We start from the raw sequence: 24689 nt of genomic DNA, 5'->3' as shown, positions 1-24689 counted from the left end.
GACAAGTCAGAGGTTACTGACTTGTCGGTTTTTTTGTACGATTCGGTTTGTTTAAGTACTTGTAAAATAAGACATATATCTATCATTTATATTTAATCTGTTGGTATATCAAACGGTAACCTCATGACTTCGCCTTCTTCTAAATCATAATTACCAGACGTTGTTCTATTTAAAAATGCAATAAATTCATCATAGTCAGACGCGACAACATCTATTTGATAACTTACTTTGTCTGTATAATTTTGATCACGTAATAAATAGGACGTGCTTTCAAGTTCATATTCGAATTTCCCTGTTAAATCATAATTAATGGTTACAGTTGTAGGTATAGCGGGTTTAAGTTCTACACGACCAATATCGTAAATAACGTCTCTAACGGCACCACTATAAGCGCGAATAAGGCCGCCGCCACCTAGTTTAATGCCACCAAAATAACGTGTAACAACCACGCAAGCATTATGTATTTCTAATTTTTTTAAAATACCTAACATTGGTACGCCAGCAGTACCGCTTGGTTCACCATTGTCATTGGCTTTTTGTATATTCATTTGATCGCCAATTGTATATGCAAAACAATTATGTGTTGCTTCACGGTGTTTTGTAGACACTTGATTAATAAAGGCTTTCGCATCTTCTTCTGATTCTACTGGTTTAATATGTGCAATAAAACGAGATTTATTGATTACATTTTCAATTATATGTTCTGCTTTTATCGTTATAATTGTGTCTTCCATGTGTAACCCTCCAAATGTCTATAGATTTTATCCATTGTAATAATGTTTATCATCATCGCTACCTTTGTATTATACACTGTATTGAATACAAGCATAAATGTAAAAATAAATTTTCTTTTGGTTGAAAATAAGGTATCATAGTTGTGAGTATAATTGAGGAGGATTAGGATGAAGATTGCTGTCTTGACAGATTCAACGAGTTATCTATCTCAAACATTAATAGACAAATATAATATCAAAGTTGCACCACTTAGTGTCACATTTGATAGTGGTGAGAATTACGTTGAGAATGCATCCATTTCAACAGACGAATTTTATGAACGTATGAAGACCTCAGCTACAATTCCAACAACGAGTCAACCTGCAATCGGAGATTTTCTGGAGAATTTCGAGCAACTTCGCGAAGAAGGCTATACAGATGTCATTTGTGTATTTCTTTCTTCTGGAATCAGTGGGTGCTATCAAACTGCGACACAAGCAGGTGAAATGGTCTCAGACATTAATGTCCATACGTTTGATTCTAAATTAGCTGCGATGGTTGAAGGTGGATATGTCCTTAAAGCGATAGAAATGATTGAACAAGGCTATGAACCTAAAGCTATCATTGAAGCATTACATGCAATCCGTGAAGTAACAGGTGCAGTACTCATGGTAGATGATTTGAAAAATTTACAAAAAAGTGGTCGAATTACAGGTGCGCAAGCTTGGATTGGAACGATGTTGAAGATGAAGCCAGTGTTAAAGTTCGAAGATGGCAAAATTGTTCCAGATGAAAAAGTAAGAACTAAAAAACGTGCTTTGCGTAAAATGGTTGAAAAAGTGATAAATGAAGTCAAAAATCTAGATGAAGTTACGTTATTTGTAATTGAGGGTGATATTCCTGAAGATTCAGATTGGATTCAACAAGAATTAGAAACTAACTATCCTCAGTACAATATTTATCGTTCTAGCTTTGGACCAGTCATTGCTGCACATTTAGGATCTGGTGGTATTGGTTTAGGGTATATTGGAAGTACCATTCGCACAGATTAAATTAATGAATAAATTAGAGACATGTCACGCCTATTGGGTGTTACATGTCTTTTTTTGGAGGTAAGGCAAATAAAATATTATGGTCGACTTATGTTAGATAAAACGTTACTGACCGATGAAATCATTGATAAGACTTCAACTGGCATTATAAAAAAACATAATCAATGGCAGTGTATGCAATGTCATACGAAAGAACCGCGTCATTTTTATAATTATTATTCAACTATATTAAAAAAAGAAATAGTCTATTGTAGAAATTGTATCAATTTAGGAAGAATGGATAATATAAAGCCAATCTTTATTACAAAATCTAAAAATGTTGCGTCTCAGGGCATATATCAGTTAGATTTCAAACTGTCTGAACAACAAACTTTTGCATCGATAGCAATTCTAAAGGCAATTAAAGATTATGAAACTAAAATTTTATATGCAGTCACTGGTGCTGGAAAAACAGAAATGATATTTGAAGGTATTCATTATGCGCGTAGTAGAGGGGATAATGTCGCGATTGTATCCCCTAGGGTAGATGTTGTGATAGAAATTAGTATGAGGATTAAAAAGGCATTTTCTTCAGATCAGATTGATGTACTTTACCAAGGTCAAACACAGCGCTTTGATGGGCACTTTATCATTTCAACCGTACATCAATTATATCGATTCAAGCATCATTTTGATTTAATTATTGTTGACGAAGTAGATGCATTTCCTTTAGTAATGGATCATTCATTACAAGAAGCGATTACTCATGCATCAAAAGCGACACACTGTCATATATTTATGACGGCTACACCGCCTAGACATTTATTAAAGAAGATGAATCCATCTGATGTCATCACACTACCTGCGAGATATCATAGACAGCCATTACCTGTACCGCGTTTTAAATATTTCAAATTAAAGCAACATAAAATACAATATGCATTGCTGAAGATACTAAAAAAACAAATCTTAACAGAGCGTTATACACTCGTGTTTTTCGATAATATCAATTTAATGAAAACAGCATATCATCGCTATAAAAAGGAAATAACGTCATTAACTTATGTATATAGCGAAGATGCCTTAAGATTTGAAAAAGTCAAAGCTTTAAGAAATGGGGATTACCAAGTCATTTTTACTACAACAATATTAGAAAGAGGATTTACCATGGCCAAATTAGATGTCATCGTCTGTAATAGCCAAATTTTTAATAAGAGTGCGTTAATACAAATCGCTGGTAGAGTTGGAAGAAAGATAGAGGAACCAACAGGGCTCGTATTATTTTTACATGAAGGTATTACTTTGCCTATGTTAAAAGCTCGAAAAGCAATTATAGATATGAATCAGTTAGCACTAAAAAAGAAGTGGATTGATGGCTAGATGTATACAATGTGATGCCAAGTTAACAGAAATGTTCGATGCGCTTAATTTTTATAAAAAGCCTGTAAAGATGTGTGTAAATTGTATAGAACTATGGGAAGAAAACAAAATCGTATTGGAAGGGCGTTGTACAAAATGTCTAAAAAAACTTGATCAAGGGGAGCATAAATGTCTAGATTGTGCGTTCTTAGCAGTTAAATTTCCGTTAATGAATCAATTATATTGTAATTATCAATATAAAGGCGTAGTGAAACAACTGATACATCAATACAAATTGTTAAAAGATGTAGCAATTTGTGAAATTTTGGCAGAACAACTCACACTACCGAAACAGTCTTACGATTTAATTATTCCAATTCCATCTCCTGTAGAAAGAGATATCAATCGCACCTTTAATCCAGTTACTTGTGTGTTAGATAAACAGCAAGTACCATATGAATCTATACTTCAAACTAAGGTGAGGCCTAAACAATCATTATTAGGCAAGCTACATAGAGCGCGACTTGATAATCCATTTGAAGTATCAAAAGATATCAATTTAGAAGATAAAAGTATTTTACTTGTGGATGACATTTATACTACTGGCTTAACGGTTCATCATGCGATTGAAAAAGTATATGTTAGAAAAATCAGAAAATTCGATGTGTTTACGTTTGCACGGTAGACTAAACGTGGTATTATATTAGTAAGCAATATTACCAATATAGAGGTTTTAAAGGAGTCGATGATTATGATCAGATTTGAAATTCACGGAGAGAACCTCACTATTACTGATGCGATTCGCAACTATATTGAGGAGAAAATTGGTAAATTAGAGCGTTATTTTAATGATGTGCCAAATGCAACAGCACACGTTAAAGTGAAAACGTATCAAAACTCAGCTACTAAGATCGAAGTAACAATTCCATTGAAAAATGTTACATTAAGAGCTGAAGAACGTAACGATGATTTGTATGCAGGTATTGATTTAATTAATAACAAACTTGAAAGACAAGTTAGAAAATACAAAACACGTGTAAATCGTAGAAATAGAAATCGTGGTGAGCAAGAAGCGTTTGCTTCACTACCAGAAGAAAAAGAAGCAGTTGAAATTCAAAATGATGAAAATGAAGCGGATAATGAAATCGAAATTATTCGTGCAAAAAATTTCAGTTTGAAACCAATGGATTCTGAAGAAGCAGTGCTTCAAATGGATTTATTAGGACATGATTTCTTCATCTTTACGGATCGTGAAACAGACGGTACTAGTATTGTATATAAAAGAAAAGATGGAAAATATGGTTTGATTGAAACAACTGAATAAGACGTTTGATGTAAGTTAAGTAGCATTTATACTATAGCGTTCACGATGATGTTAAATCGTGGACGCTTAATTTTTGCTATGTTACTATGTAATAATTTGAAAGTGATATAGCTATTTGTGTATATTTTTATTGAACAAGATTATAATCAATTATTTTAAAATAAATAGAAATGTAAGTGGACAAGAAATATAATTTCAATGTAAGACACTTTAGACAAGTCAATAAGTGTAAATTTAAGCTTATAAATGATATCATAAGTTGTTGTAAGCGAAGAGTTAAAAAGCTAAAGGAGCGAACAGAATGGGTTTTTTATCAAAAATTGCAGATGGCAATAAAAAAGAAATAAAACGCCTTGGTAAATTAGCCGACAAGGTCCTCGCACTTGAAGAGGATATGTCGATATTAACTGATGAAGAAATTAAAGCCAAAACAAGCGCATTCCAAGAAAAATTACAGAGCGAAGAAGATATAAAAAAACAAAACAAAATATTGGATGATATTTTACCGGAAGCATTTGCACTAGTACGAGAAGGGTCAAAACGTGTGTTTAATATGATTCCTTACAAAGTGCAAGTTATGGGTGGAATCGCGATTCATGGCGGCGATATTTCCGAAATGAGAACAGGTGAAGGTAAAACGTTGACAGCGACAATGCCCGTATATTTAAATGCGTTAACTGGTCGCGGTGTACATGTCATAACAGTCAATGAATATTTATCAAGTGTTCAGAGTCAAGAAATGGCTGAACTGTATGAATTTTTAGGACTTTCTGTAGGTTTAAATTTAAATAGTAAAACAACTACTGAAAAACGTGAAGCATATGCGTGTGATATTACGTATTGTACAAATAATGAATTAGGTTTCGATTACTTGCGTGACAACATGGTAAATTATGCAGAAGAACGTGTAATGAGACCATTAAACTTTGCGATTATCGATGAGGTTGACTCCATCTTAATTGATGAAGCACGTACACCTTTAATTATTTCTGGTGAAGCAGAGAAATCGACATCACTTTATACACAAGCAAATGTGTTTGCAAAAATGCTTAAGAGTGAAGATGATTATAATTATGACGAAAAAACAAAAGCGGTACAATTAACTGAACAAGGTATCGATAAAGCAGAGCGCATGTTTAAAATTGATAATTTATATGATGTAAATAATGTAGATGTTATCAGTCATATCAATACGGCACTACGTGCGCACGTGACATTACAAAGAGATGTTGACTACATGGTTAATAACGGTGAAGTCCTTATTGTAGACCAATTTACGGGTCGTACAATGCCTGGACGTCGTTTCTCTGAAGGCTTGCACCAAGCGATTGAAGCTAAAGAGGGTGTGAAAATTCAAAATGAATCTAAAACAATGGCCTCAATCACATTCCAAAACTATTTCAGAATGTATAATAAGTTATCTGGTATGACAGGTACAGCGAAGACCGAAGAAGAAGAGTTTAGAAACATTTATAATATGACGGTTACACAAATTCCTACGAACAAACCAGTGCAACGTGTTGATAAACCAGACTTAATTTATATTAGTCAAAAGGGTAAATTTGATGCAGTTGTTCAAGACGTTATTGAAAAACATAAAGCTGGCCAACCGGTATTACTTGGTACAGTTGCAGTTGAAACCAGTGAATACATTTCAAATTTATTGAAGAAAAATGGCGTGCGTCATGATGTTTTAAATGCTAAAAACCATGAACGTGAAGCCGATATTGTTGCAGGTGCTGGTCAACGAGGCGCAGTAACTATAGCTACCAACATGGCTGGTCGTGGTACGGATATCAAACTAGGTGATGGTGTTCAAGAACTTGGTGGTTTAGCTGTTATCGGCACAGAACGTCATGAGTCACGTCGTATTGATGATCAATTACGTGGTCGTTCAGGACGTCAAGGTGATAAAGGGGACAGTCGTTTCTACTTATCACTTCAAGATGAACTGATGGTGCGCTTTGGTTCAGAACGTTTGCAAAACATGATGAACCGTTTAGGTATGGATGATTCCACACCAATTGAATCTAAAATGGTTTCACGTGCGGTTGAATCTGCGCAAAAACGTGTTGAGGGTAATAACTTCGACGCACGTAAACGTGTACTTGAATATGATGATGTTTTACGTAAACAACGTGAAATTATTTATGGTGAACGTAATAGTATCATCGATAGTGATGAAAGTGGTGGTTTAGTTAATGACATGCTACGCTCAACACTTGAAAGAAGCGTGAACTACTATGTAAATGAAGAAGCGGACGATCCAGATTATAAACCATTCATTAACTATGTAGACGATGTATTCTTAAATGAAGGCGATATAAAAGTTGAAGATATTAAAGGTAAAGACAACGAGGATATCTTCGAATTCGTTTGGAATAAAGTTGAAATTGCATTAAAAGACCAAAAAGAAAAAATTGGAACACAATTTGATGAATTTGAACGAATGATTTTACTTCGTTCTATAGATACGCATTGGACAGATCATATTGATACGATGGATCAATTAAGACAAGGTATTCATCTGCGTTCTTATGGTCAACAAAATCCTTTACGCGATTATCAAAATGAAGGTCATCAACTTTTCGATACGATGATGCAAAATATCGAAGAAGATGTTAGTAAGTATATCTTGAAATCGGTTGTTTCAGTAGAAGATGATCTTGAAAGAGATAAAACAACAGACTTTGGTAAAGCAGAGCACGTTTCAGCCGAAGATGGTAAAGAAAAAGCTAAAGCAGAACCTTATGTGAAAGATGAACATATTGGTAGAAATGACCCTTGCCCTTGTGGAAGCGGGAAAAAATATAAAAACTGTCACGGTGCATAGTTCATAGTGACAGGTTATAAAACCGGAAGTTTTGATGAGCAGTCATTAACTTTCGGTTTTATTTTGTAATTAAGTTTGGTTAGGTATTTATTTGAATTAGATAAAGTTGTAATTAAACCGCAAACTTCTGTAGAATAGAGTTATTAACTTCAAATAAATGAAATACGTTATAGTTTATTATTTCATTCAAATAATCATAGGAGAGATGCATGATGGAATTGTCAGAGATAAAACGTAATATAGATACGTATAATGAAAAACTAGAACAACTTAGGGGGTCTCTTTGACTTAGAAGCAAAAGAGACGAACATACAAGAATATGAAGAAATGATGACCGATCCAACATTTTGGGATAACCAAGAAAAGGCTCAGGACGTTATTGATAAGAATAATGCTTTAAAATCAGTAGTGAATGCATATAGAACATTAGAGTCTGAACTTGAAGATATGGATACTACGAGAGCTTTGTTACTCGAAGAAGATGATGAAACGATGAAGCAAGATTTAGAGCAAAGCGTTCAAGATTTTAAAAATGAATTAGATCAGTTCGAGTTACAATTATTACTTGATGGGCCTTATGACGCGAATAATGCCATTATGGAATTACATCCAGGTGCAGGCGGCACAGAGTCACAGGATTGGACGAATATGCTCTTGAGAATGTATCAACGTTATTGTGAACAGAAAGGATTCAACGTCGAAATTGCGGACTATTTACCTGGTGATGAAGCAGGTGTTAAAAGTGTGACGCTTATCGTTAAGGGACATAACGCATATGGTTATTTAAAAGCTGAAAAAGGCGTGCATCGTCTTGTGCGTATTTCACCTTTCGATTCATCTGGTCGAAGACATACATCATTTGCATCATGTGATGTTATACCTCAATTCAATAATACTGAGATTGAAATTGATATTAATCCAGATGATATCACAGTCGATACATTTAGAGCTTCTGGTGCTGGTGGGCAACACATTAACAAAACTGAATCAGCGATTAGAATTACACACCATCCAACAGGGATCGTAGTAAATAACCAAAATGAACGTTCACAAATCAAAAACAGAGAAGCAGCAATGAAAACATTGAAATCTAAACTATATCAATTAAAAATTGAAGAGCAAGAACAAGAAATGGCAGAAATTCGTGGTGAGCAAAAAGAAATCGGCTGGGGTAGTCAAATTAGATCTTACGTATTCCATCCTTATGCTATGGTTAAAGATCACCGTACAAACGAAGAAACGGGTAAAGTAGATGCTGTTATGGATGGCAACATTGGTCCATTTATTGAAGCATTCTTACGCAGTCAAATGGATCAACATGAAAATGAAGGTTAAGTAGCCATTAAACAGCTATTTTAATGAAACATAATATAAGAAAGATATATTTAAATATGTAGAGTCAGCGCGCAATCTTATTAAAAGTTCAGATTGTGATCTGGCTCTTTTTGTTTGATAAAGGACAGATAAATATTTAATTAAATATGTAAAATGCAATTTTTAATATTACGAGTAAGTTTTCAAATCTATCATATCAAACATGTTAAATACTTTAATGGCAAGGTTTGTGGCGTTTTTATCGACTTGTAATATAGGTGTTTGAAATATAAAGTTGACTGTTATGTTACAAAACCATAACAATAGAAAATCTTTGTTTTTATTATGCTATAGTATGTTTGATTAAAATTAAGACAGTAAAGGATGAAAACTTAATGAAGAAAGGTTTAACATTTTCTATCACCTCGGCAGCCTTGTTTTTTGGTTTGAACCATGTTGCATCAGCAGACCAAATACACACAGTAAAAGAAGATGCTAATTTGACAGATATAGCACAAACATTTGCAACTACTACGACAGAAATACAAAATTTAAATCACTTACAGAATAGAGACTATGTTCAAGTTGGGGAAACCATCGTATTACCGGATTCTGACATTGTAGAAGTTAAGGATGGAGATACGATTAAAGCAATTGCTGAAAGACATCAAATGACAATGAGTCAATTGTATCAATTGAATCCAAATTTAGGTGAAGTCATTTATCCAGGTCAATTAGTTGCGGTATCAGAAAAAGGTTCAGCGCATCTTAATAACCAATTACAGCAAATATTTAATAGTCATGAAGCAGTTCAACCAACAGCACAAATAAATCATGACGAACACAATACAGCAGAAAATAATACTATGCGTAATGTGCGTACGTCAGGGAATATCACGCCAAATGCAACGCAAACATGGCAGAACAATGATTATTCCGCTTCGGATAGACAGCAAGTTTCGAATACAACTGCAAATGAACAGGTAACTTCAAATTATCAGTATAGCCCAGTGTCACACGCATCTAACGGAAGTAACTATTATGATTGGGGCCAATGTACATATTATGCTTTTGATCGTCGACAACAATTAGGGAAATCAGTTGGAAACTTATGGGGAAATGCGAATAATTGGGCTTCAGCAGCACAGCAAAGTGGCTATCAAGTGAACAATACGCCTGAAGTAGGTGCTATATTCCAAAGTACTGCAGGTAACTATGGTCATGTAGGTGTTGTTGAAAGTAAAAATGCAGATGGTTCAATTGTCGTATCTGAAATGAATTGGCAAGGTGTAGGTCAAAAATCATATAGAACAATCCATAACACAGGCCAATATAATTATATTCACTAAAACAAATCTATCCTTCTATGTAGAAAATGATTTGATTTGAAGTGACGCTATCTAAATAAGAGTTCGGGATATGAGGCAATATCTCGAACTTTTAATGTATAGATAACAAGCAGAGTAGCTTAAATAAACGATTGTAGCAGTCTTTCAATCAGCATCGTTTTTGATGCGTCATCAATCACCAACGTCATAGAAACAAATCCAATATTTTTGTACTACGCCCAGACTATACCTAAATCATTGATAACTATACCGTTGAAATATAACCTATTTTTATTATATGAGTTAAATTAAATGATTATTATTTTTCAATGATATTGATAAGACATTTAACGCGTTGAATGATATTATAAAATCAAGAATAATCAATTTTTAATAAACTAGGAGGCGATGTCATGGGTGTACATCAATATTTTAAACGTTTATCTGATTTGGAAAAATTAATTAGATTGCCGGGTAAATTTAAATATTTTGAGCATAACGTCGCTGCTCATTCATTCAAAGTGACAAAAATCGCTCAATATTTAGGTACTGTAGAGGAATATCATGGTAATGAAGTCGATTGGAAAAGTTTATATGAGAAAGCATTAAATCATGATTTTGCCGAAATATTTACTGGCGATATTAAGACACCGGTGAAATATGCAAGTGGAGAATTGAAAAAATTATTTTCTCAAGTAGAAGAAGAAATGGTAGACCATTTTATAAATGAGGAAATTCCAGAGCCATATCAAGCTATTTATCGTGAGCGATTACAAGAAGGTAAAGATGATTCCTTAGAAGGACAATTGTTGTCGGTTGCTGATAAAATTGACTTATTATATGAAACTTTCGGAGAAATACAAAAACGTAATCCAGAACAGTTATTTTTTGAAATTTATGAAATGTCACTAGAGACAATCATGCAATTTGATCATCTTAGCTCAGTTCAAGATTTTATCGAGAATATCATCCCAGAGATGCTAACAGAGAAATTCATACCAAGATCTGAATTGCGTGAAACAACAATGGCAATTTTAAATAATAGGAATGGGTGAACTCCATGATTTGGTATATATTGGCATCCTTTTTCCCATGTGTTTTTGTTATATTGTTCAGTGTGCTAACAAGAAGCAAATGGGTAGGTACAATATTGACTTTAATTTTAATAGGTGCATCAGTTGAAAAGGGGTTCTTTCATAATGAATGGATCATTTTCATAGATGTCGTTTCATTATTAGCGGGGTATCTTATCATCGACCAATTAGAGTTGCATAAAAAAGATGATGATTGAATAATAAGCATTGAGCAACCTAATTGCTATAATTAAATAAGAGATTTATAATAATATAACTTCAAAAATAAAGAAGTTTTTATGATATAAAATCAAATGGATGCAAACATGGTGACATACTATGTTTGTTTTTTCTTTATAAAAAGAAGTATTAAAACTACGAACAAATGTTTGTTTTTGTATTCATAAATCTGTTAATATATATAACGAGTATAGAACCATTCATCTGAATAAATGATATGTAAAGAATCAATATATGAACGTTTTAAGATAAACAAATTGTAATAGGTTCGAAATAAGAGATATAGACTTAATTAGGAGGCATGTGTCGCCATGGAACATTATCCGTTCAAACTGCATTCTGAATTTGAACCTCAAGGGGATCAGCCAGAAGCAATTCAAAAAATTGTAAATGGTGTTAATGAAGGGAAAAGACACCAAACGCTATTAGGCGCAACTGGTACTGGTAAGACATTTACGATGAGTAATGTAATCAAACAGGTTGGTAAACCAACACTGATTATCGCACATAATAAGACCTTAGCAGGCCAATTATATAGTGAGTTCAAAGAATTTTTTCCTGAAAATAGAGTGGAATACTTTGTAAGTTACTATGACTATTATCAACCAGAAGCCTATGTGCCTTCAACTGACACTTTTATAGAAAAAGACGCTTCAATCAATGATGAGATTGACCAGTTACGACATTCAGCTACCAGTGCGTTGTTTGAGAGAGATGACGTGATTGTGATTGCCAGTGTCAGTTGTATCTACGGTTTGGGTAATCCAGAAGAATACCGTGATTTAGTCGTTAGTATACGTGCTGGCATGGAGATGGATAGAAGTGAATTACTTAAAAAATTAGTGGACGTCCAATATACAAGAAATGATATAGATTTTAGACGCGGTACGTTTAGAGTTAGAGGAGATGTCGTTGAGATTTTCCCTGCATCTAGAGAAGAAATGTGTATCCGTGTAGAATTCTTTGGTGATGAGATTGATCGTATTCGTGAAGTAAATTACTTAACTGGAGAAGTATTAAGAGAACGCGATCATTTTGCAATCTTCCCAGCATCTCACTTCGTAACACGTGAAGAAAAAATGAAATCAGCAATTCAAAGAATTGAGAACGAATTAGAAGAACGTTTAGCTGAATTAAATGCAGAAAATAAATTGTTAGAAGCGCAACGTTTAGAGCAACGTACCAATTATGATTTAGAAATGATGAGAGAAATGGGATTCTGTTCGGGTATAGAAAATTATTCCGTTCACTTAACATTACGTCCTATGGGGTCAACACCTTATACATTACTTGATTATTTCGGAGATGACTGGTTAGTCATGATTGATGAGTCGCACGTAACTTTGCCGCAGATTAGAGGTATGTATAATGGTGACCGTGCTCGTAAACAAGTATTAGTCGACCACGGATTCCGTTTGCCGAGTGCACTAGATAATAGACCTTTAAAATTCGAGGAATTCGAAGAAAAAACGAAACAGTTGGTTTATGTTTCAGCCACACCAGGACCATTTGAACTTGAGCATACAGATGAGATGGTTCAACAAATCATACGTCCAACCGGTCTGTTAGATCCTAAGATTGAAGTGCGCCCTACAGAAAATCAAATTGATGATTTACTTGGTGAGATACAGGATCGAATCGATCGAAATGAGCGTGTACTTGTTACAACGTTGACTAAGAAAATGAGTGAAGATTTAACGACATATTTAAAAGAAGCAGGCATCAAAGTAAATTATCTGCATTCTGAAATTAAAACACTCGAACGTATAGAAATCATTAGAGATTTAAGAATGGGTACGTATGATGTCATTGTTGGAATTAACTTGTTAAGAGAGGGTATTGATATACCAGAAGTGTCTCTTGTTGTTATTTTAGATGCTGACAAAGAAGGATTTTTACGTTCTCAAAGATCACTTGTTCAGACAATTGGACGTGCCGCACGTAATAGTCGCGGGGAAGTTATCATGTATGGAGATAAAATTACTGACTCCATGCGCTATGCGTTAGATGAGACGGAACGTCGTCGTACGATACAAGAAGCATATAATGAAAAATATAACATTACGCCTACTACAATTAATAAAAAAATACATGACGTGATTAGTGCTACTGTTGAAAACGATGAAACAAATGAGCAACAACAAACAGAAGTACCGAAGAAAATGACGAAGAAAGAACGCGAAAAAACAATTGCAAATATAGAAAAAGAAATGAAGCAAGCCGCAAAAGATTTAGATTTCGAAAAAGCCACAGAGCTTAGAGATATGCTATTTGAATTAAAAGCAGAAGGGTGACACAAATGAAGCAACCATCCATTGTAGTTAAAGGGGCACGTGCCCACAATTTAAAAAATGTAGATATTGAAATACCAAAAGATAAATTAATAGTTATGACAGGGCTTTCCGGTTCAGGAAAGTCATCACTTGCTTTCGATACAATATATGCAGAAGGTCAACGCAGATATGTTGAATCTCTCAGTGCCTATGCACGACAATTTTTAGGTCAAATGGATAAACCGGATGTCGATACGATTGAAGGTTTATCACCAGCGATTTCAATTGATCAAAAAACAACTAGTAAAAACCCAAGATCTACTGTGGCGACAGTCACAGAAATTTATGATTATATTCGTTTACTATATGCGCGTATCGGTAAACCTTTTTGCCCTAACCATGGTATTGAAATAGAATCACAAACAGTTCAACAAATGGTTGACCAAGTGATGAAATTAGAAGCACGTTCTAAAATTCAAATCTTAGCACCTGTGGTTTCTCATAGAAAGGGCGCTCAAGAAAAACTGATAGACGATATAACAAAAAAAGGTTATGTACGTGTACGTGTTGATGGAGAAATATTAGATGTCAATGAAGTACCAGCCTTAGATAAAAATAAAAATCATACAATTGAGGTAGTAGTTGACCGTCTTGTTGTCAAAGAGGGTATCGAAACGCGTTTAGCTGACTCCATTGAGACGGCGTTACAATTGTCAGAAGGAACGCTCATTGTCGATATCATTGACGGTGAAGAATTGAAGTTCTCAGAAAATCATGCTTGTCCGATTTGTGGTTTTTCAATTGGTGAGTTAGAGCCACGTATGTTTAGTTTTAATAGTCCGTTTGGTGCTTGCCCTACATGTGATGGATTAGGTCAGAAATTAACGGTTGATTTAGAGTTAGTCGTACCAGATACGAGTAAAACCTTAAATGAAGGTGCAATCGTTGCTTGGGAATCATCGAGTTCGGATTTTTATCCTACGATATTAAAACGCGTGTGCGAAGTGTTTAAAATTAACATGGACAAACCATTTAAAAAATTAACTGACAGACAAAAAGATATTATTTTATACGGATCTAAAGGTAAAGAAATAGACTTCACATTTACGCAACGTAACGGCCAATCTCGTAAACGTACGATGGCGTTTGAAGGTGTTATAAATAATATCAGTAGACGATACCATGATTCTCCTTCTGAATTAGTAAGAGAAATGATGAGTAAGTACATGACTGAGTTACCTTGTGAAACGTGTCATGGTAAACGTTTAAGTCGCGAAGCTTTATCAGTTTATGTAGATGGGAAAAATATTGGTGACGTCGTTGAGCGTTCAATTAAAGACGCATTAGATGCCTATAATCATATTGCGCTTTCAGAACAAGACCAAAAAATTGCCAATCAAATATTGAAAGAAATTAATTCTAGATTAGAATTTTTATATAATGTAGGACTAGAATACTTAACTTTAAATCGTGCATCTGGTTCTTTATCTGGTGGCGAAGCGCAACGTATCCGTCTAGCAACACAAATTGGTTCTAGACTTTCTGGCGTCTTATATGTATTAGATGAACCATCCATAGGTTTACATCAAAGAGATAACGATAGATTAATTAGCACTTTAAAAGAAATGCGTGATTTAGGTAATACGTTAATCGTTGTTGAACACGATGATGATACCATGCGTGCAGCAGACTATTTAGTGGATGTTGGTCCTGGCGCTGGTGAGCATGGTGGTGAGATTGTTGCAAGTGGTACACCTAAACAAGTTATGAGCAACAAACACTCTTTAACCGGACAATATTTAAGCGGCAAAAAACGCATTGAAGTGCCAGAAGCAAGAAGAGACATTACTGATCGCAAAATTATTGTTAAAGGTGCGCGTAGTAATAATTTAAAAGGCATTGATGTAGATTTCCCATTATCAACGATGACTGTTGTATCGGGTGTTTCAGGTTCTGGTAAGAGTACTTTAGTTAATGAAGTGCTTTATAAATCTTTAGCGAAACAAATCAATAAATCTAAAGTGAAACCAGGTGAATATGATGAAATTAATGGTATAGATCAATTAGACCGAATTATAGATATTGATCAATCGCCTATTGGACGTACGCCAAGATCAAATCCAGCTACGTATACTGGGGTTTTTGATAATATTAGAGATATATTTGCACAAACAAATGAATCTAAAGTCAGAGGTTATACCAAAGGTCGTTTTAGTTTTAATGTTAAAGGTGGTCGCTGTGAAGCTTGTAAAGGCGATGGTATCATTAAAATTGAAATGCACTTTTTACCAGATGTCTACGTACCGTGTGAAGTTTGTGGTGGCACGAGATATAATCGTGAAACGCTTGAAGTAACTTATAAAGGGAAAAATATTGCAGAAATCCTAGCGATGACTGCTGAAGAAGCGACGGCATTTTTCGAAAATGTTCCGAAAATTCATCGTAAGTTAAAAACGTTAGTAGATGTTGGTTTAGGTTATGTTACATTAGGTCAACCTGCGACAACGTTATCTGGTGGTGAAGCACAGCGTGTGAAACTTGCATCAGAATTACACAAACGTTCAACAGGACGCTCCATTTATATACTCGACGAACCTACAACAGGTTTACATGTGGATGACATCAGTAGATTACTGAAAGTTTTAAACAAGTTAGTTGAGAATGGTGACACTGTGGTTATTATTGAACATAATTTAGATGTCATTAAAATGGCAGACCATATTATTGATTTAGGTCCAGAAGGTGGCGACGGTGGAGGTACTGTTGTTGCAACGGGTACACCTGAAAAGATTGCAGAAGTAGAAGCAAGTTATACTGGTAAATATTTAAAACCAGTCTTAGAAAGAGACACGGTAAAACAATAGCAATTATATCGTCTCTATTTTCCAACAGCATAACAAAGCTCTTGCGACACCATGTAACATGTGTGAAGCAAGAGCTTTTTTGTGATTGTTAACCTTTGATAACATGTCGCACACATTAAATGTTAAGTTTATCGTTAATTTTAAAATGAATCAGCTTTTAATAAGAAATATCGTATATAATTTATATAAGGCATATATTAAAATATACTTCGTCTGCACTTTTTAATATAGATTATTAGTTCTTTTTGATATGATATGAACATAGTACAAATGCAGAAGAAAGAATGATAGAGGTGAACGCATGTTAACTACACAGAGTTTAGTAGAACGCTTTAAGCTTGAAGTAATCACAGGTGAAGCGGGTTTAAATAAACAAATTAAAAATACTGATATATCAAGACCGGGTTTAGAAATGGCAGGTTATTTCTCTCATTATGCCTCTGACCGTATTCAATTATTAGGAACTACTGAGTTATCTTTCTATAATTTATTGCCTGATGAAGAACGGAAAGGACGTATGAGAAAATTATGTCGTCCAGAAACACCAGCGATTATAGTGACAAGAGATTTAGAACCTCCGGAAGAACTTATAGAAGCTGCGAAAGAACACGAAACGCCATTGATCACGTCCACAATTGCCACAACTCAATTGATGAGTCGTTTGACTACCTTTTTAGAGCATGAACTCGCTAGAACGACTTCATTGCATGGTGTGCTTGTTGATGTTTACGGTGTTGGTGTGTTAATCACAGGCGATTCTGGTATAGGTAAAAGTGAAACAGCGCTGGAATTAATCAAACGCGGTCACAGACTTGTAGCTGATGATAATGTTGAAATCAGAGAAATTAGTAAAGATGAATTAATAGGTCGTGCACCTAAATTAATTGAACATTTGTTAGAAATTAGAGGACTAGGCATTATAAATGTTATGACTTTATTTGGTGCCGGTTCAATTCTGACTGAGAAGCGCCTGCGTTTAAATATTCACTTAGAAAATTGGCATAAAGAAAAACTATACGACCGTGTAGGGCTAAACGAAGAAACATTACGTATTTTAGACACAGAAATAACGAAAAAAACCATTCCAGTAAGACCAGGTCGTAACGTGGCGGTGATTATTGAAGTAGCTGCGATGAACTATAGACTGAATATCATGGGTATCAATACAGCAGAAGAATTTAATGACCGTTTAAATGCGGAAATTTTGCGTAATGGTAATCATAGTGAGGGGAATAATCAATGATGACGTTAAGCTATATCGATCCGATTGCGTTTGAATTAGGACCGATTTCAGTACGTTGGTATGGCATTATTATTGCTATGGGCATACTGCTAGGTTACTTTATTGCACAAGCAAGCGTGAAACGTATTGGATTCCATCAAGACACACTCGTCGATATTATATTTTGGAGTGCCATATTTGGTTTTATTGTTGCTAGAATATATTTCGTTATTTTTCAGTGGCCGTATTATGTACAACATCCAATTGAAATCCCAATGATTTGGCAGGGTGGTATTGCCATACATGGTGGTCTTATTGGTGGATTCGTAACGGGTATTATTATTTGTAAACAAAAAAATATTAATCCATTTCAAATTGGTGATGTGATTGCGCCAAGTATGATTTTAGGACAAGGTATTGGAAGATGGGGAAACTTTATGAACCATGAAGCGCATGGGGGCACAGTTTCTAAATCTTTCCTTGAAAACTTACATATTCCTGACTTTATAATTAATAATATGTATATTGATGGAAAATACTATCAACCAACATTCCTTTATGAGTCTATTTGGGATGTGTTAGGATTTGTTATCTTAATTCTATTAAGAAAACACTTACGTATTGGTGATACCTTCTGTCTCTATTTAATTTGGTATTCCATTGGCAGATTCTTTGTAGAAGGCATGCGTACGGATAGTTTAATGCTTGCAGGTGATATCCGAATTGCCCAATTAATGTCCATTATTTTAATCATAATAGGTGTCGTCATAATGATTGTTAGACGTGTTAAATATGATGCGCCACGTTATAAAGCTGTTGGTCCATTATCATGGCCAAGTAAAGAAGTGAAGTGATAGTCATTTATGCGTAATTTAAAGAAACAACAAGTTCAAGGTAAAAATCCTTTATGGCATATGTATCGTTTTGTCAAAGGAATGAAAATGTTTAAACAAACGTTAATTATTGAAGTTTGCCGTTATTTGCCTAATGTGAAATTAAAACATTGGGCATATCGTAAATTATTGAAAATGGATATCGGGGCTCATACAGCATTCGCTTTCAAAGTAGTTCCTGATTTATTGTATCCTGAATACATCACGATTGGTAAAAATTGTGTGATTGGCTATAATTCAACGATTTTAACACATGAATTTTTAGTAGATGCATTTACTACAGGCCCTGTGAAAATTGGGGATCATACCTTGATTGGTGCAAATGTGACCATCCTACCAGGCGTTACCATTGGTAATCATGTTAAGATTGGTGCGGGTTCTATTGTATCCAAAGATATTCCAGATCATGCATTAGCGTATGGGAATCCCATACTAATAATAAAATAAAGAAACATTTAGGAGGTGACGAAGGATGGCGCATAAAGACAATGTAATACCAATGAAATTAGATAGTCAATTTTATAAAAAATTAGGTGATCAAAAATTTCATCAACAAGAATATAAAAAAGCGGCATCTTACTTCGCTAAAGTGCTTGAAATGTCACCTCAGGATTTTGAAACAAAAGTAAAATATTCGGAGTGTTTAGTTAGTTTAGGTATAGGTAGCAAGGCTGAACATCTTTTTTATGAAAGTATTGCACAAGGTGAAGAAGTTGAAGAAAGTTATTTTCAATTAAGCCAGTTAAATATAACGATGAATGAAGCCAATAAAGCATTTTTATTTGGTATTAACTATGTAACAATATCTGGTGATGAGGATTATAAAGAAGAACTTGAAGAAATGTTTGAAGTCTCATATCATACACCTGAAAAAATAGAGACAGAAAGTAAATTATTTGCGATTCAACTTATTTTCCAATATTTATTTTCACAAGGCCGCTTACCAGAGGCTCGAAATTTTATTTTAAATCAAAGTACTGACATTCAAGAACACCGCGTCGTACGTAATTTATTAGCAATGTGTTATTTATATTTAAACGAATACGAAACTGCTAAAGAAATGTTTGAACGTTTATTAAGCGAGGACAACACAGATGTGCATGCTTTATGTCATTATACATTGTTGCTATATAACACGAATGATAGTGAAAAATATCATCGCTACTTAAAAATATTAAACAAAGTAATGCCGATGAATGAAGATGAGTCATTTAAATTAGGTATCGTGCTCTGTTATTTAAAACAATATGAAGCTTCGCAAAAGATTCTACAACCACTCTATAGAAGAGGAAAGTTCCTTTCGATTCAAATGTATAATGCACTCAGCTATAATCATTATCATTTAGGCAATCTTGAAGAAAGTAAATTCTTTTGGACAAAATTACAAGAAATTTCTAAAGTTGATGTTGGCCATGCACCTTGGGTTATTGAAGAGAGCAAAGCGTATTTTGACCAACAAGTATTGCCGTTATTGTTGAATGATAATAGCCACCATAGATTATATGGCATCTTTTTATTAAACCAATTAAAGGGTCGTGAAGTACTCTTAACCCAAGAAATTTGGGGTGTACTAGAATCTATGAATGATTATGAGAAACTCTATTTGACTTATTTAATTCAAGATTTAAAATTAAATAAATTAGATTTTATTCACAAAGGCATGTTAATGCTTTATGATATTGAGGCATTGAAAAATAATGAAGATTTATTTATAGTATGGATTGATCAAGCAGAAGCGATTATTTCGGAAAAAGTTGACCTAGCAAATGTTAGTGATTATGTTGCTGCATTTGTATATATGTATTTTCGTCATTCTGAAATCAAAGTTACAAAGCAACAAGTTTTAGAGTGGTTTAAAATTTCATCTTACCGTTTAAATAAGACGATAGATTATTTAGTGAGCATATAAGTTTATAAAATGCAAGTAATCATATATACTTCGCATATTGAATTAATAAACAGGAGGCAATTAAAATGGCTGAACAAGTGGATTTTGATATTGCAATTATTGGTGCAGGCCCAGCAGGTATGACTGCAGCAGTTTATGCATCTCGCGCAAACTTAAGTACTGTAATGATAGAACGTGGCATGCCTGGTGGACAAATGGCAAATACGGAAGAAGTTGAAAACTTTCCAGGATTTGAAATGGTAACAGGTCCGGACTTATCTACAAAAATGTTTGAACATGCGAAAAAATTTGGTGCACAATATCAATATGGTGACATTAAATCAATCGAAGATAAAGGCGCATATAAAGAAGTGAACCTAGGAAATAAAGTAATCACTGCACATGCAGTTATTATCTCAACAGGTGCAGAATATAAAAAAATTGGTGTGCCAGGTGAACAAGAACTTGGTGGCCGTGGTGTAAGTTATTGTGCAGTTTGTGATGGTGCATTCTTTAAAGGTAAAAAATTATTTGTTATTGGTGGCGGTGATTCAGCCGTTGAGGAAGGCACATTCCTTACAAAATTTGCGGATAGCGTAACCATTGTACACCGTAGAGATGAATTACGTGCGCAAAAAATATTACAAGATCGCGCATTTAAAAATGAAAAAATTGATTTTATCTGGAGCCACACACTAAAAACAATTAACGACAAAGATGGTAAAGTAGGATCAGTCACATTAGAATCAACAAAAGATGGTTCTGAACAAACATTAGATGCGGATGGTGTATTTATTTATATTGGTATGAAACCACTGACAGTACCTTTCCAAGATTTAGGTATTACAAATGAAGTCGGTTATGTCTTAACGAATGAAGATATGAGTACAAGCATTCCTGGTATTTACGCAGCAGGCGATGTACGTGAAAAAGGTTTACGTCAAATCGTTACTGCAACAGGTGATGGTAGTATTGCAGCACAAAGTGCTATCGCATATATTGAACACATCAAAGATACAATAGAAGCATAATCAATCGTGTGATTGTGTTGTATAATAGAATTTAGTTAAAGCTAGAACATGATGCTCAGACATAACTGAAAGCATTGTGCTCTAGCTTTTTACATAAGGATATATATTTATCTATGTTTATAATTGAAGTCTTATGGTTATAGGAGTTAAATTGCAGCCACAGCTAACTTCAATATTAAAGTGATAATGCTACTACCTAAGACCTTTTTCATGTAAAATGAAATATGATAGCATAAGATTGTTAGACTTATTTGAAGTGAAATGAATCACATCACTTTAAAATATGAACTGTTAACAACGAAGTAACATTTTATGATTAAATAAATCAACGAATGGTGTGAAAAGATGCAACCGGATGAAAAAGAAATAGTAAAAAGTGAATTATTAGTCGTTACAGGTTTATCAGGTGCTGGGAAATCTGTAGTCATTCAAAGTCTAGAAGATATCGGTTATTTCTGTGTAGACAACTTACCGCCGATACTTTTACCTAAATTTGTAGAATTGATGGGGCAAGGTAATCCATCATTACAAAAAGTTGCAATTGCAATCGATTTAAGAGGTAAAGAATTGTTTAAATCATTAATCCACGAAATGGATTTAATTAAAAGTAACTCTGATGTGATTGTGGATATGATGTTCTTGGAAGCATCTAATGAGCGTTTAATTTCTAGATATAAAGAAACAAGACGTGCGCATCCGTTAAATGGAAATGGACAACGTTCATTGATAGAATCGATAAATGAAGAACGTGAGTTATTAACAGAAATTAAAAGTCTAGCGAACTATACGATTGATACGACGCAAATGAAACCAAAAGAATTGCGTAAACGCATTGGTGACTATTTCAATAAGAGCAATGTACAAACATTTAACATTAATGTAACGAGTTTTGGATTTAAGCATGGTATTCAAATGGATGCAGACTTAGTATTCGATGTGAGATTTTTACCGAATCCACACTATGTTGATGAGTTAAGACCACTCACAGGAGAAGATGAAGCGGTTTATAAATATGTTATGAAATGGAAAGAAACAAATATATTTTATGAAAAATTAATAGATTTATTGAAATTTATGGTACCAGGATATAAAAAAGAAGGTAAATCACAACTGGTTATCGCAATCGGTTGTACTGGTGGTCAACACCGTTCAGTCGCATTAGCCAAACGTATCGGAGCAGAACTTAACGAAAGTTTTAATTACAATGTGTATGTGCATCACAGGGATGCACATGTTGAAAGTGGCGTGAAACATAAAGATGAGAAGAATTAAACTTGTACTAATAGGTGGCGGTACAGGCTTATCCGTTTTAGCTCGAGGCCTTAAAGATTACCCAATAGATATTACGACAATTGTCACAGTTGCCGATGATGGTGGGAGCACAGGAAAAATAAGAAATGAAATGGATATACCTGCACCTGGAGATATAAGAAATGTAATTTCTGCATTAAGTGAAACTGAGTCAACTTTAGAACAACTTTTCCAATATCGTTTTAAAGAAAACCAAGTTGAAGGTCATTCGCTTGGCAATTTACTGATTGCCGCGTTAACGAATATTACGGATGATTTTGGACATGCAGTTAAAGAATTAAGTAAGATTTTAAATATTAGAGGTCGTGTTATTCCGTCCACTAATACAAGTGTGCGTTTAAGTGCAGTCATGGAAGACGGAGAAATCGTATATGGCGAGTCTAAGATTCCTAAAAAAAATAAAAAAATCGAACGTGTATTTTTAGAACCTGAAGATGTAAAACCGATGGAAGAAGCAGTTCAAGCGATTGAAGAGGCAGATTTAATTGTTATGGGGCCAGGTTCTTTATATACAAGTGTCATTTCAAATTTATGCGTAAAAGGTATCGCAGATGCATTACTTAAAGTAGATGCCCCTAAATTGTATGTTTCAAATGTAATGACACAGCCAGGTGAAACGAATAATTATTCTGCTGTCGATCATGTCAATGCTATCCATGATCACATGGGTGCGAAATGTATTAACTATGTTATTTGTAGCACGCAAAATTTTCACGGTAATGTATTAGAACGCTATAGAGAAGAAAATGCAGAACCTGTAAAATGCAACACGACAGATATGGAAGCACAGAATATTAAAGTCTTTACACATCCTGATTTAGTAGAAGTGTCTTCAGAAGATTACGTGCGCCATAACACTGAAGTACTTTCAAAAATGATCTATGAAATCGCTATGAGAGAAACGGCGACAATTGAGTTTAATCGAGATAAAGATCATAACGAATAAGCCAGACAATAAACTTATAAGAAGGGACTGATTGAATCATGAGCTTTGCATCAGATATGAAAAATGAACTTACTAGAATTGAAGTAGATGAAAAAAATGCAAAAGCAGAGCTCAGTGCGCTTATTCGAATGAATGGTGCACTCAGTCTATCCAATCAACAGTTTGTTATTAACGTTCAAACCGAAAATGCAACAACAGCAAGACGGATTTATTCGTTAATAAAAAAAGTGTTTAATGTGGAAGTGGAACTACTCGTACGCAAGAAAATGAAATTGAAAAAGAATAATATCTATATTTGTCGTATTAAGGCAAGAGCCAGAGAAATATTAGATGATTTAGGTATTTTAAAAAATGGTGTCTTTACCCATGAAATCGATGAAACTATGATTCATGATGATGAAATGCGTCGCAGTTATTTGAGAGGTGCCTTTCTAGCTGGTGGTTCTGTCAATAATCCAGAAACGTCATCTTATCATTTAGAGGTTTTTTCGTTATATGAAGACCATTCTGAAGGTATCACACAATTAATGAATGCATATGAATTAAATGCAAAACATCTAGAACGTAAGAAAGGCAGCATTGCTTACTTAAAAGAAGCAGAAAAAATATCCGATTTTTTAAGTTTGATAGGTGGTTATCAAGCACTTTTGAAATTTGAAGATGTTCGTATTGTTCGAGATATGAGAAATTCTGTGAATCGATTGGTTAATTGTGAGACAGCCAATTTAAATAAAACTGTAAGCGCAGCCATGAAACATGTAGAAAGTATACATTTAATTGATAAAGAAATTGGTTTAGACAACCTTCCAGATAGATTGCGTGAGATCGCAAAATTAAGAATTGAGCATCAAGAAGTTTCATTAAAAGAATTAGGTGAAATGATGTCCACGGGAAAAATATCTAAATCTGGTGTGAATCATAGATTAAGAAAGTTAAATGAGATGGCTGATAAATTAAGAAGCGGTGAGCCTATCGAACTATAGCACATAAGGTGTATCATCAGTTTTGCATGGTTATCTCTTAATTTGAAAAAGAATTAAGTGTA

Annotated in this window: 20 protein-coding genes; 19 read left to right on the top strand and 1 reads right to left on the bottom strand. The window is 34.2% G+C overall.

The window, feature by feature from the left end; genetic code table 11:
- Positions 1-92: 92 nt before the first annotated feature.
- On the bottom strand, positions 93-734 hold the full coding sequence (locus ACP7BT_RS05355; protein ID WP_041079705.1) for a YigZ family protein: 642 nt from the start codon (positions 732-734) through the stop codon (positions 93-95).
- Between the two features lie 168 nt (positions 735-902).
- On the opposite strand from ACP7BT_RS05355, the gene fakB1 reads away from it, so the two are divergent.
- From fakB1 to whiA, 19 genes are all read left to right on the top strand, one after another.
- The gene (gene fakB1, locus ACP7BT_RS05350) at positions 903-1766 is read left to right on the top strand and encodes a fatty acid kinase binding subunit FakB1 (protein WP_002483910.1); all 864 of its coding nucleotides are present in this window, start codon (positions 903-905) and stop codon (positions 1764-1766) included.
- A gap of 90 nt (positions 1767-1856) precedes the next feature.
- A complete protein-coding gene (locus tag ACP7BT_RS05345; protein ID WP_037538959.1) occupies positions 1857-3125 on the top strand; it encodes a DNA/RNA helicase in 1269 nt (422 codons plus the stop codon).
- The gene (locus ACP7BT_RS05340) at positions 3118-3789 is read left to right on the top strand and encodes a ComF family protein (RefSeq protein ID WP_002483908.1); all 672 of its coding nucleotides are present in this window, start codon (positions 3118-3120) and stop codon (positions 3787-3789) included. The genes ACP7BT_RS05345 and ACP7BT_RS05340 overlap by 8 nt, the downstream gene beginning before the upstream one ends.
- A 66-nt stretch (positions 3790-3855) precedes the next feature.
- Complete coding sequence (gene hpf, locus ACP7BT_RS05335) at positions 3856-4428, top strand: ribosome hibernation-promoting factor, HPF/YfiA family (protein ID WP_037538957.1); 573 nt, start codon at positions 3856-3858, stop codon at positions 4426-4428.
- Positions 4429-4729: 301 nt separating this feature from the next.
- Positions 4730-7261, top strand: coding sequence for a preprotein translocase subunit SecA (secA, locus tag ACP7BT_RS05330; RefSeq protein ID WP_002483906.1), 2532 nt, complete (start codon positions 4730-4732; stop codon positions 7259-7261).
- A gap of 212 nt (positions 7262-7473) precedes the next feature.
- Positions 7474-8596, top strand: a protein-coding gene (gene prfB, locus ACP7BT_RS05325; RefSeq protein WP_210124672.1) for a peptide chain release factor 2 whose coding sequence is annotated in 2 segments (ribosomal slippage) — positions 7474-7545 and positions 7547-8596 — 1122 coding nt in all. Because the reading frame shifts where the segments join, the coding sequence is not laid out codon by codon here.
- Between the two features lie 374 nt (positions 8597-8970).
- The gene (locus ACP7BT_RS05320) at positions 8971-9924 is read left to right on the top strand and encodes a COG3942 and LysM peptidoglycan-binding domain-containing protein (protein WP_002483904.1); all 954 of its coding nucleotides are present in this window, start codon (positions 8971-8973) and stop codon (positions 9922-9924) included.
- Between the two features lie 392 nt (positions 9925-10316).
- Positions 10317-10958, top strand: coding sequence for a YfbR-like 5'-deoxynucleotidase (locus tag ACP7BT_RS05315; RefSeq protein WP_002483903.1), 642 nt, complete (start codon positions 10317-10319; stop codon positions 10956-10958).
- A 5-nt stretch (positions 10959-10963) separates the two neighbouring features.
- Positions 10964-11194, top strand: coding sequence for a CsbA family protein (locus ACP7BT_RS05310; protein WP_037538954.1), 231 nt, complete (start codon positions 10964-10966; stop codon positions 11192-11194).
- A 333-nt stretch (positions 11195-11527) separates the two neighbouring features.
- Positions 11528-13510, top strand: a complete 1983-nt coding sequence (gene uvrB / locus ACP7BT_RS05305; protein WP_002483901.1) for an excinuclease ABC subunit UvrB — start codon at positions 11528-11530, stop codon at positions 13508-13510.
- A 5-nt stretch (positions 13511-13515) separates the two neighbouring features.
- On the top strand, positions 13516-16353 hold the full coding sequence (gene uvrA / locus ACP7BT_RS05300; protein WP_041079703.1) for an excinuclease ABC subunit UvrA: 2838 nt from the start codon (positions 13516-13518) through the stop codon (positions 16351-16353).
- Positions 16354-16654: 301 nt separating this feature from the next.
- Positions 16655-17596 carry an HPr(Ser) kinase/phosphatase gene (gene hprK / locus ACP7BT_RS05295; protein ID WP_002483899.1) on the top strand — a complete coding sequence of 314 codons (942 nt, stop codon included), beginning with the start codon at positions 16655-16657 and terminating at the stop codon, positions 17594-17596.
- Positions 17593-18429 (top strand): prolipoprotein diacylglyceryl transferase, encoded by an 837-nt coding sequence (gene lgt / locus ACP7BT_RS05290; RefSeq protein WP_002483898.1) that lies wholly within the window; start codon positions 17593-17595, stop codon positions 18427-18429. The genes hprK and lgt overlap by 4 nt, the downstream gene beginning before the upstream one ends.
- Positions 18430-18438: 9 nt before the next feature.
- Positions 18439-18915 (top strand): acyltransferase, encoded by a 477-nt coding sequence (locus ACP7BT_RS05285; RefSeq protein WP_002483897.1) that lies wholly within the window; start codon positions 18439-18441, stop codon positions 18913-18915.
- A gap of 25 nt (positions 18916-18940) precedes the next feature.
- A complete protein-coding gene (locus tag ACP7BT_RS05280) occupies positions 18941-20377 on the top strand; it encodes a tetratricopeptide repeat protein (protein WP_002483896.1) in 1437 nt (478 codons plus the stop codon).
- A 65-nt stretch (positions 20378-20442) separates the two neighbouring features.
- A complete protein-coding gene (trxB, locus tag ACP7BT_RS05275) occupies positions 20443-21387 on the top strand; it encodes a thioredoxin-disulfide reductase (RefSeq protein ID WP_002483895.1) in 945 nt (314 codons plus the stop codon).
- A 345-nt stretch (positions 21388-21732) separates the two neighbouring features.
- On the top strand, positions 21733-22659 hold the full coding sequence (gene rapZ / locus ACP7BT_RS05270; RefSeq protein WP_002483894.1) for an RNase adapter RapZ: 927 nt from the start codon (positions 21733-21735) through the stop codon (positions 22657-22659).
- Entirely contained in the window at positions 22646-23644 is a 999-nt protein-coding gene (locus ACP7BT_RS05265; RefSeq protein WP_041079702.1) for a gluconeogenesis factor YvcK family protein, read from the top strand. The genes rapZ and ACP7BT_RS05265 overlap by 14 nt, the downstream gene beginning before the upstream one ends.
- A gap of 38 nt (positions 23645-23682) precedes the next feature.
- On the top strand, positions 23683-24627 hold the full coding sequence (gene whiA / locus ACP7BT_RS05260; RefSeq protein WP_002483892.1) for a DNA-binding protein WhiA: 945 nt from the start codon (positions 23683-23685) through the stop codon (positions 24625-24627).
- Positions 24628-24689: the final 62 nt, after the last annotated feature.

The sequence above is a fragment of the Staphylococcus sp. Y174-1 genome (genome assembly GCF_049897865.1).
Classification (GTDB): domain Bacteria; phylum Bacillota; class Bacilli; order Staphylococcales; family Staphylococcaceae; genus Staphylococcus; species Staphylococcus saprophyticus.
This window is presented reverse-complemented; position numbering and strand designations above follow the sequence as displayed.